This is a genomic window from Geomonas silvestris, assembly GCF_014193515.1.
Classification (GTDB): Bacteria; Desulfobacterota; Desulfuromonadia; order Geobacterales; family Geobacteraceae; genus Geomonas; species Geomonas silvestris.
This window is the reverse complement of the sequence record NZ_BLXX01000016.1, coordinates 24,166-40,800: the sequence shown is the minus strand read 5'-3', so window position 1 is coordinate 40,800 and position 16,635 is coordinate 24,166. Positions and strand designations below refer to the sequence as shown.

14 protein-coding genes are annotated in these 16,635 nt (G+C 64.3%); all 14 read right to left on the bottom strand.

Features of this window, described 5'->3' with window-relative positions; translation table 11 throughout:
* Positions 1 to 148 precede the first annotated feature (148 nt).
* The gene (lpxK, locus tag GMST_RS19550) at positions 149 to 1,219 is read right to left on the bottom strand and encodes a tetraacyldisaccharide 4'-kinase (RefSeq protein ID WP_183356393.1); all 1,071 of its coding nucleotides are present in this window, start codon (positions 1,217 to 1,219) and stop codon (positions 149 to 151) included.
* Positions 1,216 to 2,541 carry a 3-deoxy-D-manno-octulosonic acid transferase gene (locus GMST_RS19545; RefSeq protein ID WP_183356392.1) on the bottom strand — a complete coding sequence of 442 codons (1,326 nt, stop codon included), beginning with the start codon at positions 2,539 to 2,541 and terminating at the stop codon, positions 1,216 to 1,218. The genes lpxK and GMST_RS19545 overlap by 4 nt, the downstream gene beginning before the upstream one ends.
* Positions 2,538 to 3,263 (bottom strand): phosphatase PAP2 family protein, encoded by a 726-nt coding sequence (locus GMST_RS19540; RefSeq protein ID WP_183356391.1) that lies wholly within the window; start codon positions 3,261 to 3,263, stop codon positions 2,538 to 2,540. Before GMST_RS19540 ends, GMST_RS19545 begins: the two co-directional genes overlap by 4 nt.
* Entirely contained in the window at positions 3,253 to 4,194 is a 942-nt protein-coding gene (locus GMST_RS19535) for a lysophospholipid acyltransferase family protein (protein ID WP_183356390.1), read from the bottom strand. Before GMST_RS19535 ends, GMST_RS19540 begins: the two co-directional genes overlap by 11 nt.
* Before the next feature lie 208 nt (positions 4,195 to 4,402).
* Entirely contained in the window at positions 4,403 to 6,136 is a 1,734-nt protein-coding gene (gene msbA / locus GMST_RS19530) for a lipid A export permease/ATP-binding protein MsbA (RefSeq protein WP_183356389.1), read from the bottom strand.
* On the bottom strand, positions 6,137 to 7,291 hold the full coding sequence (gene lpxB / locus GMST_RS19525) for a lipid-A-disaccharide synthase (protein ID WP_183356388.1): 1,155 nt from the start codon (positions 7,289 to 7,291) through the stop codon (positions 6,137 to 6,139).
* Between the two features lie 125 nt (positions 7,292 to 7,416).
* Entirely contained in the window at positions 7,417 to 8,193 is a 777-nt protein-coding gene (gene lpxA / locus GMST_RS19520) for an acyl-ACP--UDP-N-acetylglucosamine O-acyltransferase (RefSeq protein WP_183356387.1), read from the bottom strand.
* Between the two features lie 108 nt (positions 8,194 to 8,301).
* On the bottom strand, positions 8,302 to 8,736 hold the full coding sequence (gene fabZ / locus GMST_RS19515; RefSeq protein WP_183356386.1) for a 3-hydroxyacyl-ACP dehydratase FabZ: 435 nt from the start codon (positions 8,734 to 8,736) through the stop codon (positions 8,302 to 8,304).
* Between the two features lie 110 nt (positions 8,737 to 8,846).
* Positions 8,847 to 9,905 (bottom strand): UDP-3-O-(3-hydroxymyristoyl)glucosamine N-acyltransferase, encoded by a 1,059-nt coding sequence (gene lpxD / locus GMST_RS19510; protein ID WP_183356385.1) that lies wholly within the window; start codon positions 9,903 to 9,905, stop codon positions 8,847 to 8,849.
* 162 nt (positions 9,906 to 10,067) lie between these two features.
* Entirely contained in the window at positions 10,068 to 10,583 is a 516-nt protein-coding gene (locus tag GMST_RS19505; RefSeq protein ID WP_183356384.1) for an OmpH/Skp family outer membrane protein, read from the bottom strand.
* A gap of 27 nt (positions 10,584 to 10,610) precedes the next feature.
* Positions 10,611 to 13,037 (bottom strand): outer membrane protein assembly factor BamA, encoded by a 2,427-nt coding sequence (gene bamA, locus GMST_RS19500; RefSeq protein ID WP_183356383.1) that lies wholly within the window; start codon positions 13,035 to 13,037, stop codon positions 10,611 to 10,613.
* A 115-nt stretch (positions 13,038 to 13,152) separates the two neighbouring features.
* Entirely contained in the window at positions 13,153 to 13,824 is a 672-nt protein-coding gene (locus GMST_RS19495) for an ABC transporter ATP-binding protein (RefSeq protein WP_183356382.1), read from the bottom strand.
* On the bottom strand, positions 13,817 to 15,064 hold the full coding sequence (locus GMST_RS19490; RefSeq protein WP_183356381.1) for a lipoprotein-releasing ABC transporter permease subunit: 1,248 nt from the start codon (positions 15,062 to 15,064) through the stop codon (positions 13,817 to 13,819). Before GMST_RS19490 ends, GMST_RS19495 begins: the two co-directional genes overlap by 8 nt.
* Positions 15,065 to 16,543: a lysine--tRNA ligase gene (gene lysS / locus GMST_RS19485; protein ID WP_183356380.1), complete on the bottom strand. Its 1,479-nt coding sequence runs from the start codon at positions 16,541 to 16,543 to the stop codon at positions 15,065 to 15,067.
* Positions 16,544 to 16,635: the final 92 nt, after the last annotated feature.

The following is a 16,635-nucleotide window of genomic DNA, read 5'->3' as shown; positions in this document are numbered from 1 at the left end:
GACAAAAAAGCGGTTCAGTTAGAACCGGGAAGATGCTCGCCCCCCCCCGAAGCTGCCAACTGAGATGAGGTGGTACCTTCCCCCTCACCCTAACCCTCTCCCGCAAGGGGAGAGGGAATCCTTCAGGTGCATCAACTGGTAGCCGGAGTTAGATGAACCGGTCCAGGGCCTGGCGCAGGGCGCTCCCCTCGAGGAGGTCGAGCTCGAGCTGGGCGACGTAGCAGGGACCCAGCCGGCCGGCACACGACGCGAGCTTCACGGCATCCTTCGCGGTGGTGATCAAAGAGTCCGAGCCGGAGGCTTCCTTCAACCGGCACACCGCGTCGATCTCCTCGGCCCCGTACTTCACGTGGTCCGGAAGGCCGAGCGTCGCGGCAAGGGTAACTCCCTCCCCCTCGAGTAGCTTGAAAAAGGAGGCCGGCGAGGCGATCCCGGAAAAGGCGGTGACCCGCTCCCCCTTGAAGATCTGGAACCCGAGCAGGCTCCCGCCGCTAAGCGGGCGCACCCCGGTCAGCCGGTGGTCGGACCAACAGCTGGGGAGCTCGGGAAAGAGGTCCGGCACCCCCGGCGTTGCAGAGCGGGTGTAGAGCACCAGGTCCGCGCGCCGCGCCGCCTCTTTCCCTTCGCGCAGCATGCCGGCCGGCAGGGTGTAACCGGTCGCAAAGGGGCGCGCCGCGTCCAAAAGGAGCACATTGAGGTCGCGCTTTAGGCGCAGGTGCTGGTAGCCGTCGTCCAGGATGAAGATATCGGGGTTGAGCTCCTTCAGCGCCAGCTCTCCGGCCCGGTAGCGGTCGGAGCCGATGACCACCATGAGCCCCGGCAGTTGCTGCGCGAGGAGGTACGGCTCGTCCCCGCACTGCTCCGGAGCAGCCAACAGGGAGCTCCCGTCCGAGACGATGAGCGGCTCCCCCATGGCGGAACCTCCGTAACCGCGGGAAAGGACGGCGACCCGCTTACCGCGGCTCATGAGGTACCCGGCGATCCAGGCGACGGTCGGGGTCTTGCCGGTGCCCCCCAGCCCGATGTTCCCCACGGAAACGACCGGGCGGGGAAGCCGGTAGGAACGCAAAAGGCCCTGGCGGTAAGCGAAGGCGCGCAGGGCCAGCAGGTGGCGATAGGGGTGCGAAACCGTCTTGAGTGCGCCGAGCAGCAGCCGGTCGCCGAGGCTTTCGCGCTTCCCCTCGACCAGCTCGGTGAAGTAGAGCGCCAGCCCGCTCACCTGGCACCCCGCGCCGCGGCAGCATCTGGGGGCTCGGGAAGTAACCCCGCCGCGAGGTCGAGCGTCCTTCCGGTCGCTCCGGAGCACTCTTCCAAAAGCGCCCTCCCCTGCTCGCCGATGGCAAGACGCGCCCCCCGGTCGCCGGCCAGGCGCAGCACCTCGGTTGCGAGATCGGCGCCGTCGGCCACCTGCAGGCCGGCACCGGCGTTCAGGAAGAACGCGGCAATCTCCCGGAAGTTCTCCATGTGCGGCCCGAAGAGTACGGGCACCCCGCAGGCGGCAGGCTCCAGCGGGTTGTGCCCGCCGGTCGGGACCAGGCTCCCCCCCACGAAGACCAGGTCGCTCACGCTGTAGAGCCGGGCCAGTTCTCCCACCGTGTCGAGCAGCAGCACCGACCCCGCCGGAAGCGCATCGGGATGTTCGGAAAGCCGCGAGCGCAGCGTGCAGCCGATGCCGCGCCGGGCCACCAGTTCGGCGACCGCAGCCGCACGCTCGGGGTGGCGCGGAGCCAGGATCAGGAAAGCCCCGGCGTCCAGTTGCAGGAGCTGCTGGTAGGCCTCCAGCGCCGGTTCATCTTCCCCTTCGTGGGTGCTGGCAACGGTGAGGACGAAGGCGCCGGCGGGAATGCCGTAGCGCCCCTTGAGCTCCAAGAGCTCCTCGGCGCTCGGGCGCTGCAGCGGGATGTCGTACTTCAGGTTGCCGGTCACCCGCACGGTCTGCGGATAGGCGCCGATGGCCGCGATCCGTTCCGCGTCGACGGCGGTCTGCATCCCCAAGGCGGAGAGCTGGCGCAGCACCGGGCCGAAGAACCAGGCCAGGCGCAGGTAGCGGCCGAAGGAGCGGTCCGAGATGCGCCCGTTGGCCAGCAGCACCGGCATGTTCAGTTCGGCGGCAGCCCTGATGAAGTTGGGCCAGAGCTCGGTCTCCATGAGGATAATCAGCTCGGGGTTCACCTGGCGCAAAAGGGAGCGGACCGCGAAGAGATAGTCGAAGGGGAGGTAGAGGCAGCGATCGGCGAGGTTGCTTTTGAGGGCCACCGCGCGCCCGGTCTCGGTCACGTTGGTGAGCACCAGCCTGTGCCCGGGGTAACGGGAGCGCAACCCTTTCAAAAGCGGGAAGGAGGCGATGGTCTCCCCCACCGAGACCGCGTGCACCAGGATGACCCGCTCGCCGCGCAGGACCGCCAGGTCATCCTCGGGGATGGTGCCGAAGCGCTCGCGCAGGGCCGTGCGCCGGCCGCGGCTCTTGGAGCGGTACCAGTGGTAGGCGACAATCCCCGGAAGCGCCAGGAGCAGGATCAGGTTGTAGAGCAGGTGGATCACGTCGTCCCTCCGGGGACGGGAACCGCGGCTGCCGGTTCCCCTGTCTCCGCACCCGCTAGATCCAGGCGCAGCAGGTAGTACAGGGCAAGCCCCACCAGGTAGTCGATGCCGCCGGCCCAAAGGACGTCGGTGGGGAAATGTCCCCCCTGGGCCATCCGGGCTATCCCCATGAGGGCGCCGTAGGCCAGACCGGCCGCCAGCGCCAAACGGGCCCGGCGCCTATCGCGCGCCCGCAGCACGAAGTAGGGGGCGATCAGGTAGAAGGCCGCCGAGGCGTGCCCCGACGGAAACGAGCGCCCCGCCCCGTCGATGCCGCGCTCCCAGGGCTGGTGGAACTGCCGGTCGCCGCCGAAAACCTGCATCTGGCGCGGCCGCGGCCTCCCCCAGTGATCTTTGAAGATTGCGTTCACCAAAAGCCCGGGCCCGATCAGCATGAGCAGCACCATGAGGAGCGCGCTCTTGCGGTACAAAAGGGCCTTCGCCGAGAAGAACCCCGCCACCAGGAGCAGGAGAGCCCCCCCGCTTAAGAGGTAGGCAGGCCAGACGCCGAAGCGGTAGAGAGCGCGCCACGGGTCGAGGTTGCCGATCCCCCAGTCCGGGGCGGCCAGGTAGAAGCGCTGTTCCACGGCGAGGTCGAACCCGGTGGCGGCGCAAAGCGCGGTCGCGCCGACCAGGACGGCCAGGGCCAGCAGGAACTCGCGGGTAATGGTCTTACTGCGCATCGCGTCCTCCGAGGACCGGGACCGTGAGGCCGCCGGTGTTCTTCCAGCGTTTGTGGATCCAGTACCACTCGGTGGGATGGGCCACGATGTAGCGCTCGATGCAGCGGTTCAGCGCCTGGACGTCTTCGGCCGCCGCCTGATCCGGATCGGCCGCCGTCGAGGGCATGAGCTCCGGGTAGAAGTCCATCACCTGGCGGTCCCCCTCGCGGTGGATGAAGGCAGGAACCATGGGGGTGCCGGCCTTCTTGGCGATGTAGGCCGGGAGCTTGGTGGCCCAGGCCGGCCGCCCCAGGAACTCGATGAGGATCCCTTCGTCGGCCCCCACCGCCTGGTCGATCAGCATCCCGACGACCTCCTGGCGTTTGAAGGCCCCCAGCATGGCGCGCAGCGCGCTGCTCTTGTAGAAGACCCGGTTGCCGTAGGCCTTGCGGATCCGCTCCAGCACCTCGTTTAAGTGCGGGTTGTCCTGGCGCCGGGCCACCACGGTGATCTCCTGGACCCGGGCTCCGAAGCCAAGCGCGAGAAGGTCCCAGTTGCCGCAGTGCGCGGTGATGAAGGCGACCCCTTTCCCCTTCTTCCGGGCCGCGTCGAAGTTCTCCAGGCCACGGATCTCGGCTGCGTCGATCAACCGGCGGCCGTGGCCGTGGTAGACCTTGCAGTCCTCCACCAGCGAGCGCCCCAGGTTCTCGAAGGTCTCCCGGGCGAGTTCGCGCGGGGTGCGGAGCACCCAGCCGGGCTGGGCCTCCAGGAACGGGAGGGCGCGCTCGATGTTTTCCAGCGCCACCTGGCGGCGCTCCTTCAGGACATAAAAGAAAAGGCGCCCCAGCCGGCTTCCCACCCAGTCCGCGCTCCGGCCGGGAAGCCAGGAGATGACCAGCGAGAGCACCAGAAACAGCGCCAGCTCCGAATACCAACGAATCTCTTTCAGCACCTGCTCTCCAACAATTGACCCAGGTGGGTCGGTAAAGATCGTAGACCTGCCTCCCCCCCCGCGGGGGAGGGTCGGGGTGAGGGGGAAGCCGAAACAACGGTCGACGTTGCTTCGTGGCAGCTTCACCCAGGTAGGACCAGTTTGATTATTCACCCCTGCGACAGCTCCCTCGCGCTCCGGGATAGCTGGCTGGGGAGTCCTCGGTTTTTTACTCCGCGGCCGGCTGTTCGCCGAACTGCAGCGCATGCAGCCTGCTGTAGGTCCCGCCGCGGGCGATGAGCGCGTCGTGGTTGCCGGTCTCGACGATCTCCCCCTTCTCAAGCACCAGGATCCGGTCGGCGTGGGTGATGGTGGAGAGCCGGTGGGCGATCACGAAGGTGGTGCGGTTGGCCATCAGGTTGTTGAGTGCCGCCTGCACCATCTGCTCGCTTTCGGTGTCGAGCGCACTGGTCGCCTCGTCCAGGATCAGGATCGGCGCGTCCTTCAGGATGGCGCGCGCGATGCAGATCCGCTGGCGCTGCCCGCCGGAGAGACGTACGCCACGGTCCCCGATGTTGGTCTCGTACCCCTCGGGGAGCTGGCTGATGAAGTCGTGGGCGAAGGCGGCCTGGGCGGCACGCTGCACCTCTTCCTCGCTCGCGTCGGTCTTCCCGTAGCGGATGTTGTTCGCGATGGTGTCGTTGAACAGGATGGTCTCCTGGTCCACCAGGGCGACCTGGGCCATCAGGCTTTTCAGCGTGAGCTGCCGGATATCGTGCCCGTCGATGAGGATCGCCCCCTCGGTCGGGTCGTAGAAGCGGCTGATCAGCGAGACCAGGGTGGTCTTGCCGCCGCCGGAGGGGCCTACCAGGGCCAGCACCTCGCCGCGGTTCGCCGTAAGGCTCACCCGGTTCAGCACGTTCTCCTCCTCGTAGCGGAAGGAGACCCCGCGGAACTCCACCTCCCCCTTGGAGCGTCCCAGCTCGTGGGCATCGGGTGCGTCGGCAATCTGGGGAACCTGGTCGATCACCTCGAAGACCCGCTCGGCGGCACCCATGGCACGCTGCAGCGTGTTGTAGGAGGCGACCAGGCGCTTGACCGGGGTGTAGACCAGCAACATCGCGGTGATGAAGGAGAAGAACTCCGGGGCGCTCATCGCCCCCTTCATGACCGAACGGCCGCCCACCCAGATCACCACAGCGATGCCGATCGAGGTGATCGACTCCATGAGCGGGGTGGAGATCGCCTCGTACTTGATGTTGCGCCGGGAGAACGAGTAGAGCTCGAGGTTGGTCTCCTCGAAGCGCTCGATCTCGCGCGACTCCAGCCCGAAGGCCTTGATCACCTTGATGCCGGAGAAGGTCTCCTGCAGGATGGAGGAGATGTCCCCCATCTTCCCCTGCCCCTGGCGCGCCAGGTTCTTGATGCGCCGGCCGATCTTCTGCGCCGGGAACACCGACAGCGGGATCACCGTGAAGGAGATGATGGCCAGCTCCCAGTTGCGGTAAAAGATGAGCCCCAAAAGCGAGGCCGCCGAGATCCCGTCGCGAAACAGGCCGGTGATGACGTTCCCCATCCCCTCCTGCATCATGCCGACATCGTTGAGGATGCGGGACATGAGCGATCCGGTTGGATGCTGGTTGAAGAACCCCATGCTGAGCCGGATGTTTTTGCGGTAGATGGCGTTGCGCACATCCTGGACCGCGAGCTGGCCAGCGGTGCGCAGGAAGTAGTCGTTCATGAAGCGGCACCCGCCGCGCACGGCGTAGAGCACCATGATCCCCAGCGGGAGGAACACGAAGATCTGCATGTCCTTGCCGGAGAAGATCCGTTTCAACACCGGCTCCACCAGGTAGGCGAGAGCACCGTCCATCCCGCCCACCGCGAGGGAACCCAGCGCAGCGAGGGCGATGCGCCACCAGTAGGGGCGGCAATAGCTGATAAGTCGTGCAAAGGCGTTCATTTAACCTGCATCCTTTTCCATCATCTGCCGGGCAAGCAGCGCCAGGCGCTTCAGCGCGCCGCCGCTTCCCAGCTTTTCGCGCACCCCGGCCAGGTCGCTGACGACCTGCGCCCTGTAGGATGCGTCGTTTAACAGCGCGTCGGCCTCGCCGGCAATCGCCTGCGGGTTCGCCTCGTGCTGAATCAGTTCCTTGATGATCCGCTTCCCGGCGACGATGTTGCAGATCCCGATGTGCGGCACGTTGATCACCCGCTTCCCTATCTGGTAGGTAAGGGGAGAGACCTTGTAGATGAGCACGGTGGGCACGCCGACCAGTGCGAGCTCCATGATCACCGTCCCGGAGACCGAGATGGCGGCGTCGCAGGCGGACATGAGCTCGTGGTTCTTGCCGGAGATGACGGCGACCTCGAGCCCCGAGGCGGAGAGTTCCGGCTCCAGGTCGGCCGGGCGCAGGGTGGCCGCCAAGGGGAGCACGAACTGCAGCTCGGGCATGCTCTTTTTGAGGAGCACCGCCGACTCGAGGACGGTCGGCAGAAGCCGCTTCAGGACCCCCTTGCGGCTCCCCGGGAAGAGCCCGACGGTGCGCCGCGCGGGATCGATCCCCAGGGCCGTTCTCGCCTCGCGCCGGTTAAGGGCGGGCGGCACCATGTCGACCAGCGGGTGCCCGACGAAACTCACCGGAACGTGGGCCTTCTCGTAGAAGGGGACCTCGAAGGGGAAGAGGACCGCCATCATGTCGACGACCTTCCTGATTTCGTGCACCCTGCCGCTGCGCCAGGCCCAGACCGTGGGGCTTATGAAGAAGAGCACCGTGATGCCGGCCTTTTTGGCGACCTTGGCCAGCCGCTGGTTGAAATCCTGGTAGTCGATGAGGACCAAAAGCCGAGGCGGATCGCTCAAAAGTCGCTTTTTGAGGACCGAGAACCCCTTCACGATGGTGGGAAGGTGGCCGACCACCTCGACCAGCCCCATGACCGCCATGTCGTTCGCGTCAACCAGCGTCTCGACCCCGGCTTCCCGCATCCGGTCGCCCCCCATCCCGATAAGCCGGGTTCCGGGCGCCAGGGTGCGCAGCTCGCGTGCGAGCTCTGCCCCGTACAGGTCGCCGGACGCCTCGCCGGCTACGATCATGACTGAGTCACTTCTTTGGGACAACGGGTGAACCTCGAAAAAGTGGAGTACGGGAAGAGCAGGCTCCCTCAGAAACAGCACGAGGTCAAGGCCGAGGCGGAAGACGGCACACGCCGTTTCTCATCCTCGACCTTAACCTCAACCTGCAGTTACTTGCACACCCCGCGCTGGGAGGACTCGATGAAGGAGATGAAGTGGTCGACCTCCGGACAGGACGGGATCTCCGCCTTCATCCGCTCGATGGCCTCGGTCTGCCTGAGGCCGGACATGGTCAAAAGCTTGTAGGCCTTCTTGAGCCCGGCTACGGTCTCGGGCGGGAAGTTGCGGCGCTTGAGCCCCACCAGGTTCAACCCCCTCAGGCGCGCCTCGCGGTTGTCGCCGGTGACGATGGTGTAGGGAGGAACGTCCATGCCGACCGGCGTGGCGCCCCCGACCATGACGTGGGCCCCGATGCGGCAGAACTGCAGCACGCAGCAAAGCCCCCCAAGGATCGCGAAGTCCTCGACCCTGACGTGGCCAGCCAGCGTGGCGGCGTTCGCCATCACCACGTGGTTGCCGATGTGGCAGTCGTGGGCCACGTGCGAGTAAGCCATGAAGAGGTTGCCGTCGCCCACCGTGGTCTCGCCGTCGCCGGTGACCGTACCCAGGTGCAGGCTGGCGAACTCCCGGATGGTGTTGCCGTTGCCGATGCGCAGGTAGGTCTCTTCGCCGCGGTACTTGAGGTCCTGCGGGACAGCTCCCACCGACGCCATGTGGAAGATGGTGTTGTTCTCCCCGATCTCGGTCCAGCCGTCGATCACTGCGTGCGGCCCGACCTTGGTGCCACGGCCGATCTTGACGTGCTCTCCGATCACGGCGTACGGGCCGATCTCTACTTCCGGGTGAATCTGCGCGCCGGGATAAATGATTGCGCTTGGGTGGATCATGTGGTTCTCCAGTACTACAGGGACTAGGGACTGGGCTGGGGACTGGGGCCGAAATATCGGACTGCGGACCGATATACCGAGTCCCTCATCCCTCGTCCCTGCCTCTCGCTACTTGTCCGCCAGGGTTGCCTTGAGTTCCGCCTCGGTCACCAGGGTGTCGCCGACGTAGGTCTTGCCGGCCACGCTCCAGATGCCGCGTTTGTAAAAGATGGTCTCGATCTCGATGCGCAGGGTGTCGCCGGGTTTCACCGGTTTGCGGAAGCGCGCGTTGTCGATGGCCATGAAGTAGCTCACCTTGTCCTTCTCGTTGTCGTCGGTGGCAAGGTACGCCATGATCGCCGCCACCTGGGCCATGGCCTCGATGATGAGGACTCCCGGCATGACCGGATGCCCCGGGAAGTGCCCCTGGAAAAAGGGCTCGTTCATGGTGACGTTCTTGATGGCGACGACCCGCTTGCCCGGTTCGATCTCGAGCACCTTGTCTACCATGAGAAACGGGTAGCGGTGCGGCAGAATTTCCATGATCTGATTAATATCAAGCATTGCCGACTCCTCGTACTGCAAATAAGAATTTCGCGCCGTGAGCTACCCGGCGCGCGATCAAAAATCGGAACGGCTAGAGAGGGGGACGTTTAATAGGTGCCCCCGCCGGTTTACTGCACCTCGGTCTCGCCAGGGGCAAGCTTTGCCACCAGGACCTCCAACTCGGCTACCCGCCTTTCCAGGGTTCCGAGGCTCTTCTTCATCTCCGGCAGTTTCGGGAAGACGCCGGAGGCCTTGAGCCAGTCCCGGTGCGGGATGCAGGGGGTGCCGCTAACCGTCTGGTTCGGGGCGACGTTCCCCGGCACGCCGGCCTTGGCGCCGAGCATGACGTTGTCGCCGATCTTCAGGTGCCCCGCCACCCCGACCTGGCCGCCCATGATAACATGGTTGCCCACCTGGGTGCTACCGGAGATCCCCACCTGGGAGACGATCATGCAGTCCTCGCCGATGATGCAGTTGTGGGCGATCTGGACCAGGTTGTCGATCTTGGTGCCGCGGCGGATGCGGGTGACCTCGAGTGCGGCGCGGTCGATGACGGTGTTGGAGCCGATCTCCACGTCGTCTTCGATGACCACGATGCCGATCTGCGGGATCTTGTACCAGTTCTTGCCGTCGGGCGCGTAGCCGAAGCCGTCCGAGCCGACCACCGTGCCGTCGTGGATGGTGACCCGGTTGCCGATGCGGCACCCCGAGCGCACGCTCACGTTGGCGTGCAGGGTGACGTCGTCGCCCAAGGTGACCCCGGGGTAGAGCACCACGCCGGGATAGAGCACCACGCGGCTGCCGAGGGTAACCCCGGGGGCCACCGAGGCGCCGGGGTGGATGGTGCAGTCGGTCCCCATCTTGACCCCTTCGGCCACCTGGGCACCGGGGAGAATGCCGGCCGGCGCCGGGGTGCTCACGTAGAAGAGGGTGAGCAGCTTCGCAAAGGCCAGGTAAGGGTTGGCGTGGAAGATGGCGTTGCGCCCGTGCGGCTCCGCCCCCTCCGGGAGCAGCACCCCGGAAGCGCGAGTGGTAGCCACCTTGGCCGCGTACTTCGGGTTGGCCAGGAAGGTGAGTTGCCCTTCGCCGGCGTCGTCCAGCGTGGCCAGTCCGCCGATCAGCACCTCGCCGTCGCCGGACACCCTGCCGCCCAGGTACTGGGCAATTTCGTTGAGCGATTTTTTCATAAAAACCCCAAAAGGCGAAAAAGGCGGTTCTCAGGTTCTACGTTCTATGTTCTACGTTGAAAAGCAAAGGCCGAAAATCCGCGACCCATTTCTGGCGCTTCTGATTCTCGTTTCGCCGTCAACCTAGAACGTAGCACATAGAACCTGGAACGGCCCTTAGGTTTACTTCTTACGCGACGCGTTGAAGGACTTGAGGACTTCCTCGGTCACATCGGCGCTGGGATCCAGGTAGACGATGCTCTCGCTCTTCACGAAGATGGCGGTGTAGCCGTTCTGGCGGCCGTAGGCCTGGGCTACCTTCACCACCTCGTCCACGATCTTACCGGTGAACTCGTCGTTTTTAGCCTGCAGGTCGTCCTGGGCATCTTTCAAGAAGCGCTGGTACTCCTTGAGACGCTGCTGGTAGTCGCGCTCTTTGGCGCTGCGGGCGCTCTCGGAGAGGACCAGACCCTGCTTCTCCAGTTCGCCCTTGAGCTTTTTCAGTTCGTCTTCCCTGGTGGTTTTCTCGGACTCGTACTTGGCGGCCTTCTGGCTCAGCTGCTCCTTGGCCTCCTTGCCGGCCTCCGACATCAAGAGGACCTTCTGGATATCAACGGAACCTACCTTTGCCGCCTCGGCTGCCGAAGCGGCAAAGGGAACGGCTGCCATCAGGAAAAAAGCGAGAATGAAACGTTTCATGTCGTGCTCCTTATCGTTCCTAAGAATTTAGAAAATACTGCCAATCGAGAATTCGAGTTTTCCGCTTGAGCTGTCGACCCCCTGGCGGGGGTTGAGCGGGATACCGTACTCCAACCGGAGCGGCCCGATCGGAGAGAACCAGCGGAAGCCGAATCCGTAGCTGGTCAGGACACTGCCGAAGGTGCTCTTGAAGGTGTTGTCGCAGTTGCCGGCATCGAAGAAAACCACCCCTTTGAGCCCCGCATCCTTAAGGAGCGGGAAGGTGTACTCGACGTTAGCCACCGCCTCCATCAGCCCCCCGAGGTAGACGTGGTTCTGGGCGGTCGTCTCGTTACCGTTGTAATCGTTGGTGGTTACCCACGGGGCGAGGTACGGCGAAACGGTGCGGCCTGCATAGCCGCGCAGCGAGCTGATCCCCCCGAGGTAGAACCGTTCGTCGATCGGCACCCCTTTGCCCAACCCTTGGATGTACCCCAAAGTGCCGCGCACCGAGGCTACCGAGCCGAAGGCGACCGGATGGAAATAGGTGTGCTCCGTGACGTAGCGCAGGAAACGGTTCGAGCCGCCCAGGCCGGCAAACTCGATCGACAGCGTGTTGATGAAGCCAAGCGACGGGTCGATCCGGTAGTCGGTCGTGTTGTTGGTGAGGCTCGCCGTAATCGAGCTCGTCGACGAGGAGCGGTCCGGCGCGACGATGGTCCCCAGGTGAATGCTCTGCAACAGACCGACCGACTCGTCCCTGATCTCCTTCTGCTCGTACTTGTAGAGCCAGAAGGTGCTCAGGTTATCCGAAAGGCTGTAGCCCGCCTTGATATCGCCGCCGGTGGCGCGCCGGGTGTAGTCCAGGTACTGGCGCTCGGTCCGGTAGACGTCGGCACCCACGGTCCACTTGGTGTCCATGAAGTAGGGATCGGTGAGCCCCAGGTTGTAGGTCTGCGACTTGCTCCCAAAGGATACGGCCGCAGTGGCCTTAAGACCCAGCCCAAGGAAGTTTGCCTGCTGCACGGAACCCTGGCCGATGACGCCGTCCAACGAGCTGTAACCCGCCCCCACACTGAAGGTCCCGGTCGGTTTCTCCTTCACCTCGACGTTGAGGTCGAGCAGGTCCGACCGGCTCCCCTTCACGGTGGTGAGGCTTGCGTCCTCGAAGAAACCGGTGTTCATCAGGTTCTGCTTGCTGCGCTTGAGCCCAGTGGCGGAGTAGAGCTCGCCCTCCTCGAGGCGTAGCTCGCGGCGCAGCACCTTGTCGCGGCTCTTGGCGTTGCCGGCGATGTTGATCCGGTCGATGTGCACCAGCTGCCCCTTCTCCATCTCGAAGGTGATGTCGACGGTGCGGTCCTCGGGGTTGATGTGCAGCCCCGGCGAGGCGTTGGCGAAGGCGAACCCTTTGTCGGCGTAGAGGTCAGTGAGTCCGACCACGTCGGTCCTGAGCGCGCTGCGGCTGAAGAGCTGCCCGGTCTTGGTGGTGAGCTTCTTCATGAGGACATCGCGGCTCTCCAGGAGGTCGCCGCTGAAGGCGAGCTTGCCGATCTTGTACTGCTCCCCCTCGGAGATCCCGATGCTGACGGTAAGGCCCGTCTTGTCCGGCAGGAGATCAACCTTCGGCTCGCCGACCTTCACGTTGACGTAGCCGTTGTTCATGTAGAACTCGGTTAAAAGCTGCACGTCGTTTTTGAGCATCTCCTCTTTGTAGGTGCCAGCACCGGTCAGCCAGGAGAACATCCACTTCTCGCCGGTCTCCATGCTCTTTTTCAGCTTCCGGGCGCTGAAGGCGTGGTTACCCGTGAAGTTGATGGTGCGGATCAGTACCTTGTCCCCTTCCTTCACCTTGACCAGGAGGTTCAGTTCGCTCTCCGAGCGCGGGGTGGTGCTGGTCTCGACCTCGGCCAAGTAGTAGCCGTCGTCGGAGTAGAGCTTCTTGACCTTCTTTACCCCTTGCTGCAGCTCCTTGGGGGAGAAGATGGTGTTCGGCTTGATCCCCAGGGCGTCGCGCACCTTGTCGGTACTGATCTCCTTGGTTCCCTCGAACTTCACCTCGCGGACCACCGGTTTTTCCTGCACCACGTAGAAAAGCGCCACCGCCCCGTCGACCTTCTCAACCTCGGCGCGCACGTCGCGGAAATGGCCGAGCTTGTAGATGGCGCGCAGGTCGGCGTCGACTTGAGCCGGGTCCAGGAGTTCCCCCGGCTTCACGTGCACCGCCGGCAGGATGGCTGCCGTCTCGATGCGCCGGTTCCCCTTGATCTGCACCGAGGCGATCTTGGCGCCGGCGTAGTCGATGTTCACGGCTTCCGCGGCCTTGGGGGCCGCCCCCTTCTCGGCGGCCTTTTCGACGGCTGCCGCTGCGGGAGGCGCCGTCTTGCCGACTGTCGCGCCGTCGGTTTCGGCAAAAGCCAGTGCGGAACTGACGGTGAGCTGGGCTACGATGATGGCAGAGACGTTTTTGCGGAGCAAATTTCCCCCAAGAGCGCAGTGCGCGGATAAAAATCAAAAGTAAGCTCGGTGCTCGTACTGCCGCGTCGGCCCCGATGTGCCGTCGGCGCGACAAACCTTGCGCCCCGGGCTGGAGCTAGACGATGCGCCCGTCCACGATCCGGATGGTGCGCCCCATCCCCGCCGCCAGCTTCTCGTTGTGGGTCACGATGACCAGCGAGATGCCGGTGGAGCGCTGGATGGTGTCGAGCAAGAGGTGAATCTCGTCGCTGGTCTTCATGTCGAGGTTGCCGGTCGGCTCGTCGGCCAGCAGCAGGCGCGGCTCGCGCACCAGTGCACGGGCGATGGCCACCCGCTGCTGCTCGCCGCCGGAGAGTTCCCCCGGGCGGTGCGTGATCCGGTGCGACAGCCCCACGTCGTCCAAAAGCCGGCGTGCCGGGACCTCAGCCACGCTGCGCCGCGTGCCGCCGATCAAAAGCGGCATCATGACGTTCTCCATTGCGGTGAACTCGGGGAGCAGGTGGTGGAACTGGAAGACGAAACCGATGGAGCGGTTGCGGAAGGAGGCCAGGGACTGCTCCGCCAGGGTGAAGATGTTCTGGCCGTCGAAGAGCACCTCCCCCTTGGTGGGGCGGTCGATGGTCCCCAGCATGTGCAAAAGGGTACTCTTGCCGGCACCGGAAGGCCCCACCAAGGCCACCGTGTCGCCGGCTTCGATGGTGAGGTCGATCCCCTTCAAAACGTCGACGGCCTGGGAGCCGCTGCCGTAGCTTTTGTGCAAGTTGCGGACTTCGAGCAGGCTACTCATAGCGCAGGGCCTCCGCAGGGGAGAGCCGCGAGGCGGCCCAGGACGGGTACAGAGTGGCGACGAACGAGATCACCACCGCCGTGACGCTGATCAGGATGACGTCCGAGGGGATCACCAGGGACGGGAAGTGGTCCAGGTAGTAGACGTCCTTGCTGAAGAGCTCGAAGCCGGTGACCTTCTGGACCGCGCCGACGATCGGCTCCAGGTTGAGCGCGATCAAAAGCCCGCTCAATACGCCGATCACGGTACCGAGCACGCCGATAATCACCCCTTCGAAGACGAAGATCTTCATGATGGAGCGACTGGTCGCCCCCATGGACTTCAGGATGGCGATGTCGCGGGTCTTCTCCATGACCACCATGAAGAGCGTCGAGGCGATGCCGAAGGCGGCCACCAGGACGATGAGGGTCAGGATGATGAACATGACGCTCTTCTCGGTCTTAAGCGCGAAGAGGATGTTCTTGTTCATCTGCATCCAGTCGCGGGCGTGGTAGCGCACCCCGAGCGACCGGTCGATCTTGCTGGCGAGTTCCCCGGTCTTGTAGACGTCGCGCACCTTGAGCTGGATCCCGGTGACCGCATCCCCCAGGTCGAGGAACTGCTGGGCCTCTTTCAGGTTCACGTAGGCAAGCGTCGAGTCGTACTCGAACATCCCGGTATTGAAGATGCCGACCACCTGGAAGCGGCGCAGCTTGGGCATCATCCCGAGCGGGGTGATGTTCCCCATCGGGGAGATCACGTCCAGGGTATCGCCGTCGATCACGCCGAGGTTCTTGGCGAGTTCCTTGCCGATCACGAGCCCCGGCTTGTCCCCCTTTACGTCCAGGTCAGTGAGGCTCCCCTGCACCATCGACTTCTTCAGGTTGGTTACCTTGATGTCGCTCTCCACGTCGATGCCGCGCAAGACCACGCCGGAGACGTTACGGCCGCTGGAGAGCATCACCTGGTTGTAGATGAAGGGGGTCGCGGCGACCACGCCGTCCATGCTCTCCAGGCGCTTGATGATCTCCGGGTAGTTCTCCATGGGGCCGCCGCCGCTCAACACCACGATGTGCGCGTTGGTCCCCAGGATCTTGTCCTTGAGATCTTCCTCGAAGCCGGTCATCACCGCGAGTACGATGATGAGCGCCATCACCCCGAGCGCCACGCCGGCGACCGAGATGAGCGTAATCAGCGAGATGAAGGTCGACTTGCGCTTGGCCTTCAGGTAGCGCAGCCCGATCAGGAGCTCGAAAGGCATCTACTTCGCCTCTTTTCTCAGTTGCGGGAACAGGATGACGTCGCGGATCGACGGGGAGTCGGTCAGGAGCATGACCAGGCGGTCGATGCCGATACCCTCGCCGGCGGTCGGGGGGAGCCCGTACTCCAGGGCGCGGATGTAATCCTCGTCCATGTAGTGCGCCTCTTCGTCACCCTTGGCCTTGGCGGCCACCTGGGCCAGGAAGCGCTCCTTCTGGTCGCGCGGGTCGTTCAGCTCGGAGAAGGCGTTGGCCATCTCGCGGCCGGCGCAGAAGAACTCGAAGCGGTCGACGTAGTCGGGATCGTGGTCGTTCTTGCGGGAGAGCGGCGAGACTTCGGTCGGGTAGCTGGTGATGAAGGTCGGCTGGATCAGCTTGGTCTCGGCGACCTCCTCGAAGATCTCGGTGATCAGGCGACCGTACCCCACGTCCTCGGGGAGTTCGAGCCCCAGGCGCTGAGCGTAGGCGTAGGCCAAGTCGCGGTCCTCGAGGCTCTTCGCGTCGATGTCGCCGTAGTGCAGGATCGCCTCTTTAACGGTGAAGCGCTGCCAGGGGCGCTGGAAGCTGATCGGCTGGCCGCCGTAGCTGAAGTCGAGGGTCCCCAGGACCTCCTGGGCCACGTGGCAGAGGAGCTCCTCGGTGAAGTTCATCAGGTCCTCGAAGGTTGCGTAGGCCTGGTAGAACTCCATCATGGTGAACTCGGGGTTGTGGCGTACCGAGATCCCCTCGTTTCTGAAGTTGCGGTTGATCTCGAAGACGCGGTCCAGACCGCCCACCACCAGGCGCTTCAGGTAGAGCTCCGGCGCGATGCGCAGGAAGAGGTCCATGTCCAGCGCGTTGTGGTGGGTGATGAACGGCTTCGCGGTGGCGCCGCCGGGGATCGGCTGCATCATCGGGGTCTCCACCTCGAGGAAGTCGCGGCTGGTCATGAACTCGCGGATCAGGGAGACGATGCGGGAGCGCTTGAAGAAGACCTCACGCACCTCCGGGGAGACGATCAGGTCGACGTAGCGCTGGCGGTAGCGGGTTTCCACGTCGGTAAGACCGTGGAACTTCTCGGGGAGCGGCAAGAGCGCCTTGGTTAAGAGGCGGATCTCGCTGACCGCGAGGGAGAGCTCGCCGGTCTTGGTCCGAAACGGAGTGCCGACGGCGCCGACGATGTCGCCCAGGTCGTAGTCTTCGAACTCGGCGAAGAGCTCGTCGCCCAGGACGTCCTTTTTCAGGTAGAGCTGGATGCGGCCCTTGCGGTCCTGCATCTGCACGAAGGCTGCCTTGCCGAAGGAGCGGCGCATCAGGATGCGGCCGGCCACCACGAAGGTCTGCGGGTTTTCCTCTATGACCTCGACATCACCGTAGGCGGCGCGTACGTCCGCGGAGGTGTGCTGCGGTTTGAAATCGTTGGGGTACGGGTTGATCCCCGCCTCCCACAAAGCATCAACCTTACGTCTTCTCTGCAACAGCAGTTCGCTCAACTCTTCCATATCGTGGGTAACCTTTCTGAAAACCGAAGCTGAAAAAGCAATCTGTCAAACTAACTATTTCCCAAATGCAAGTCAAGGGAAAAGGGGAACTT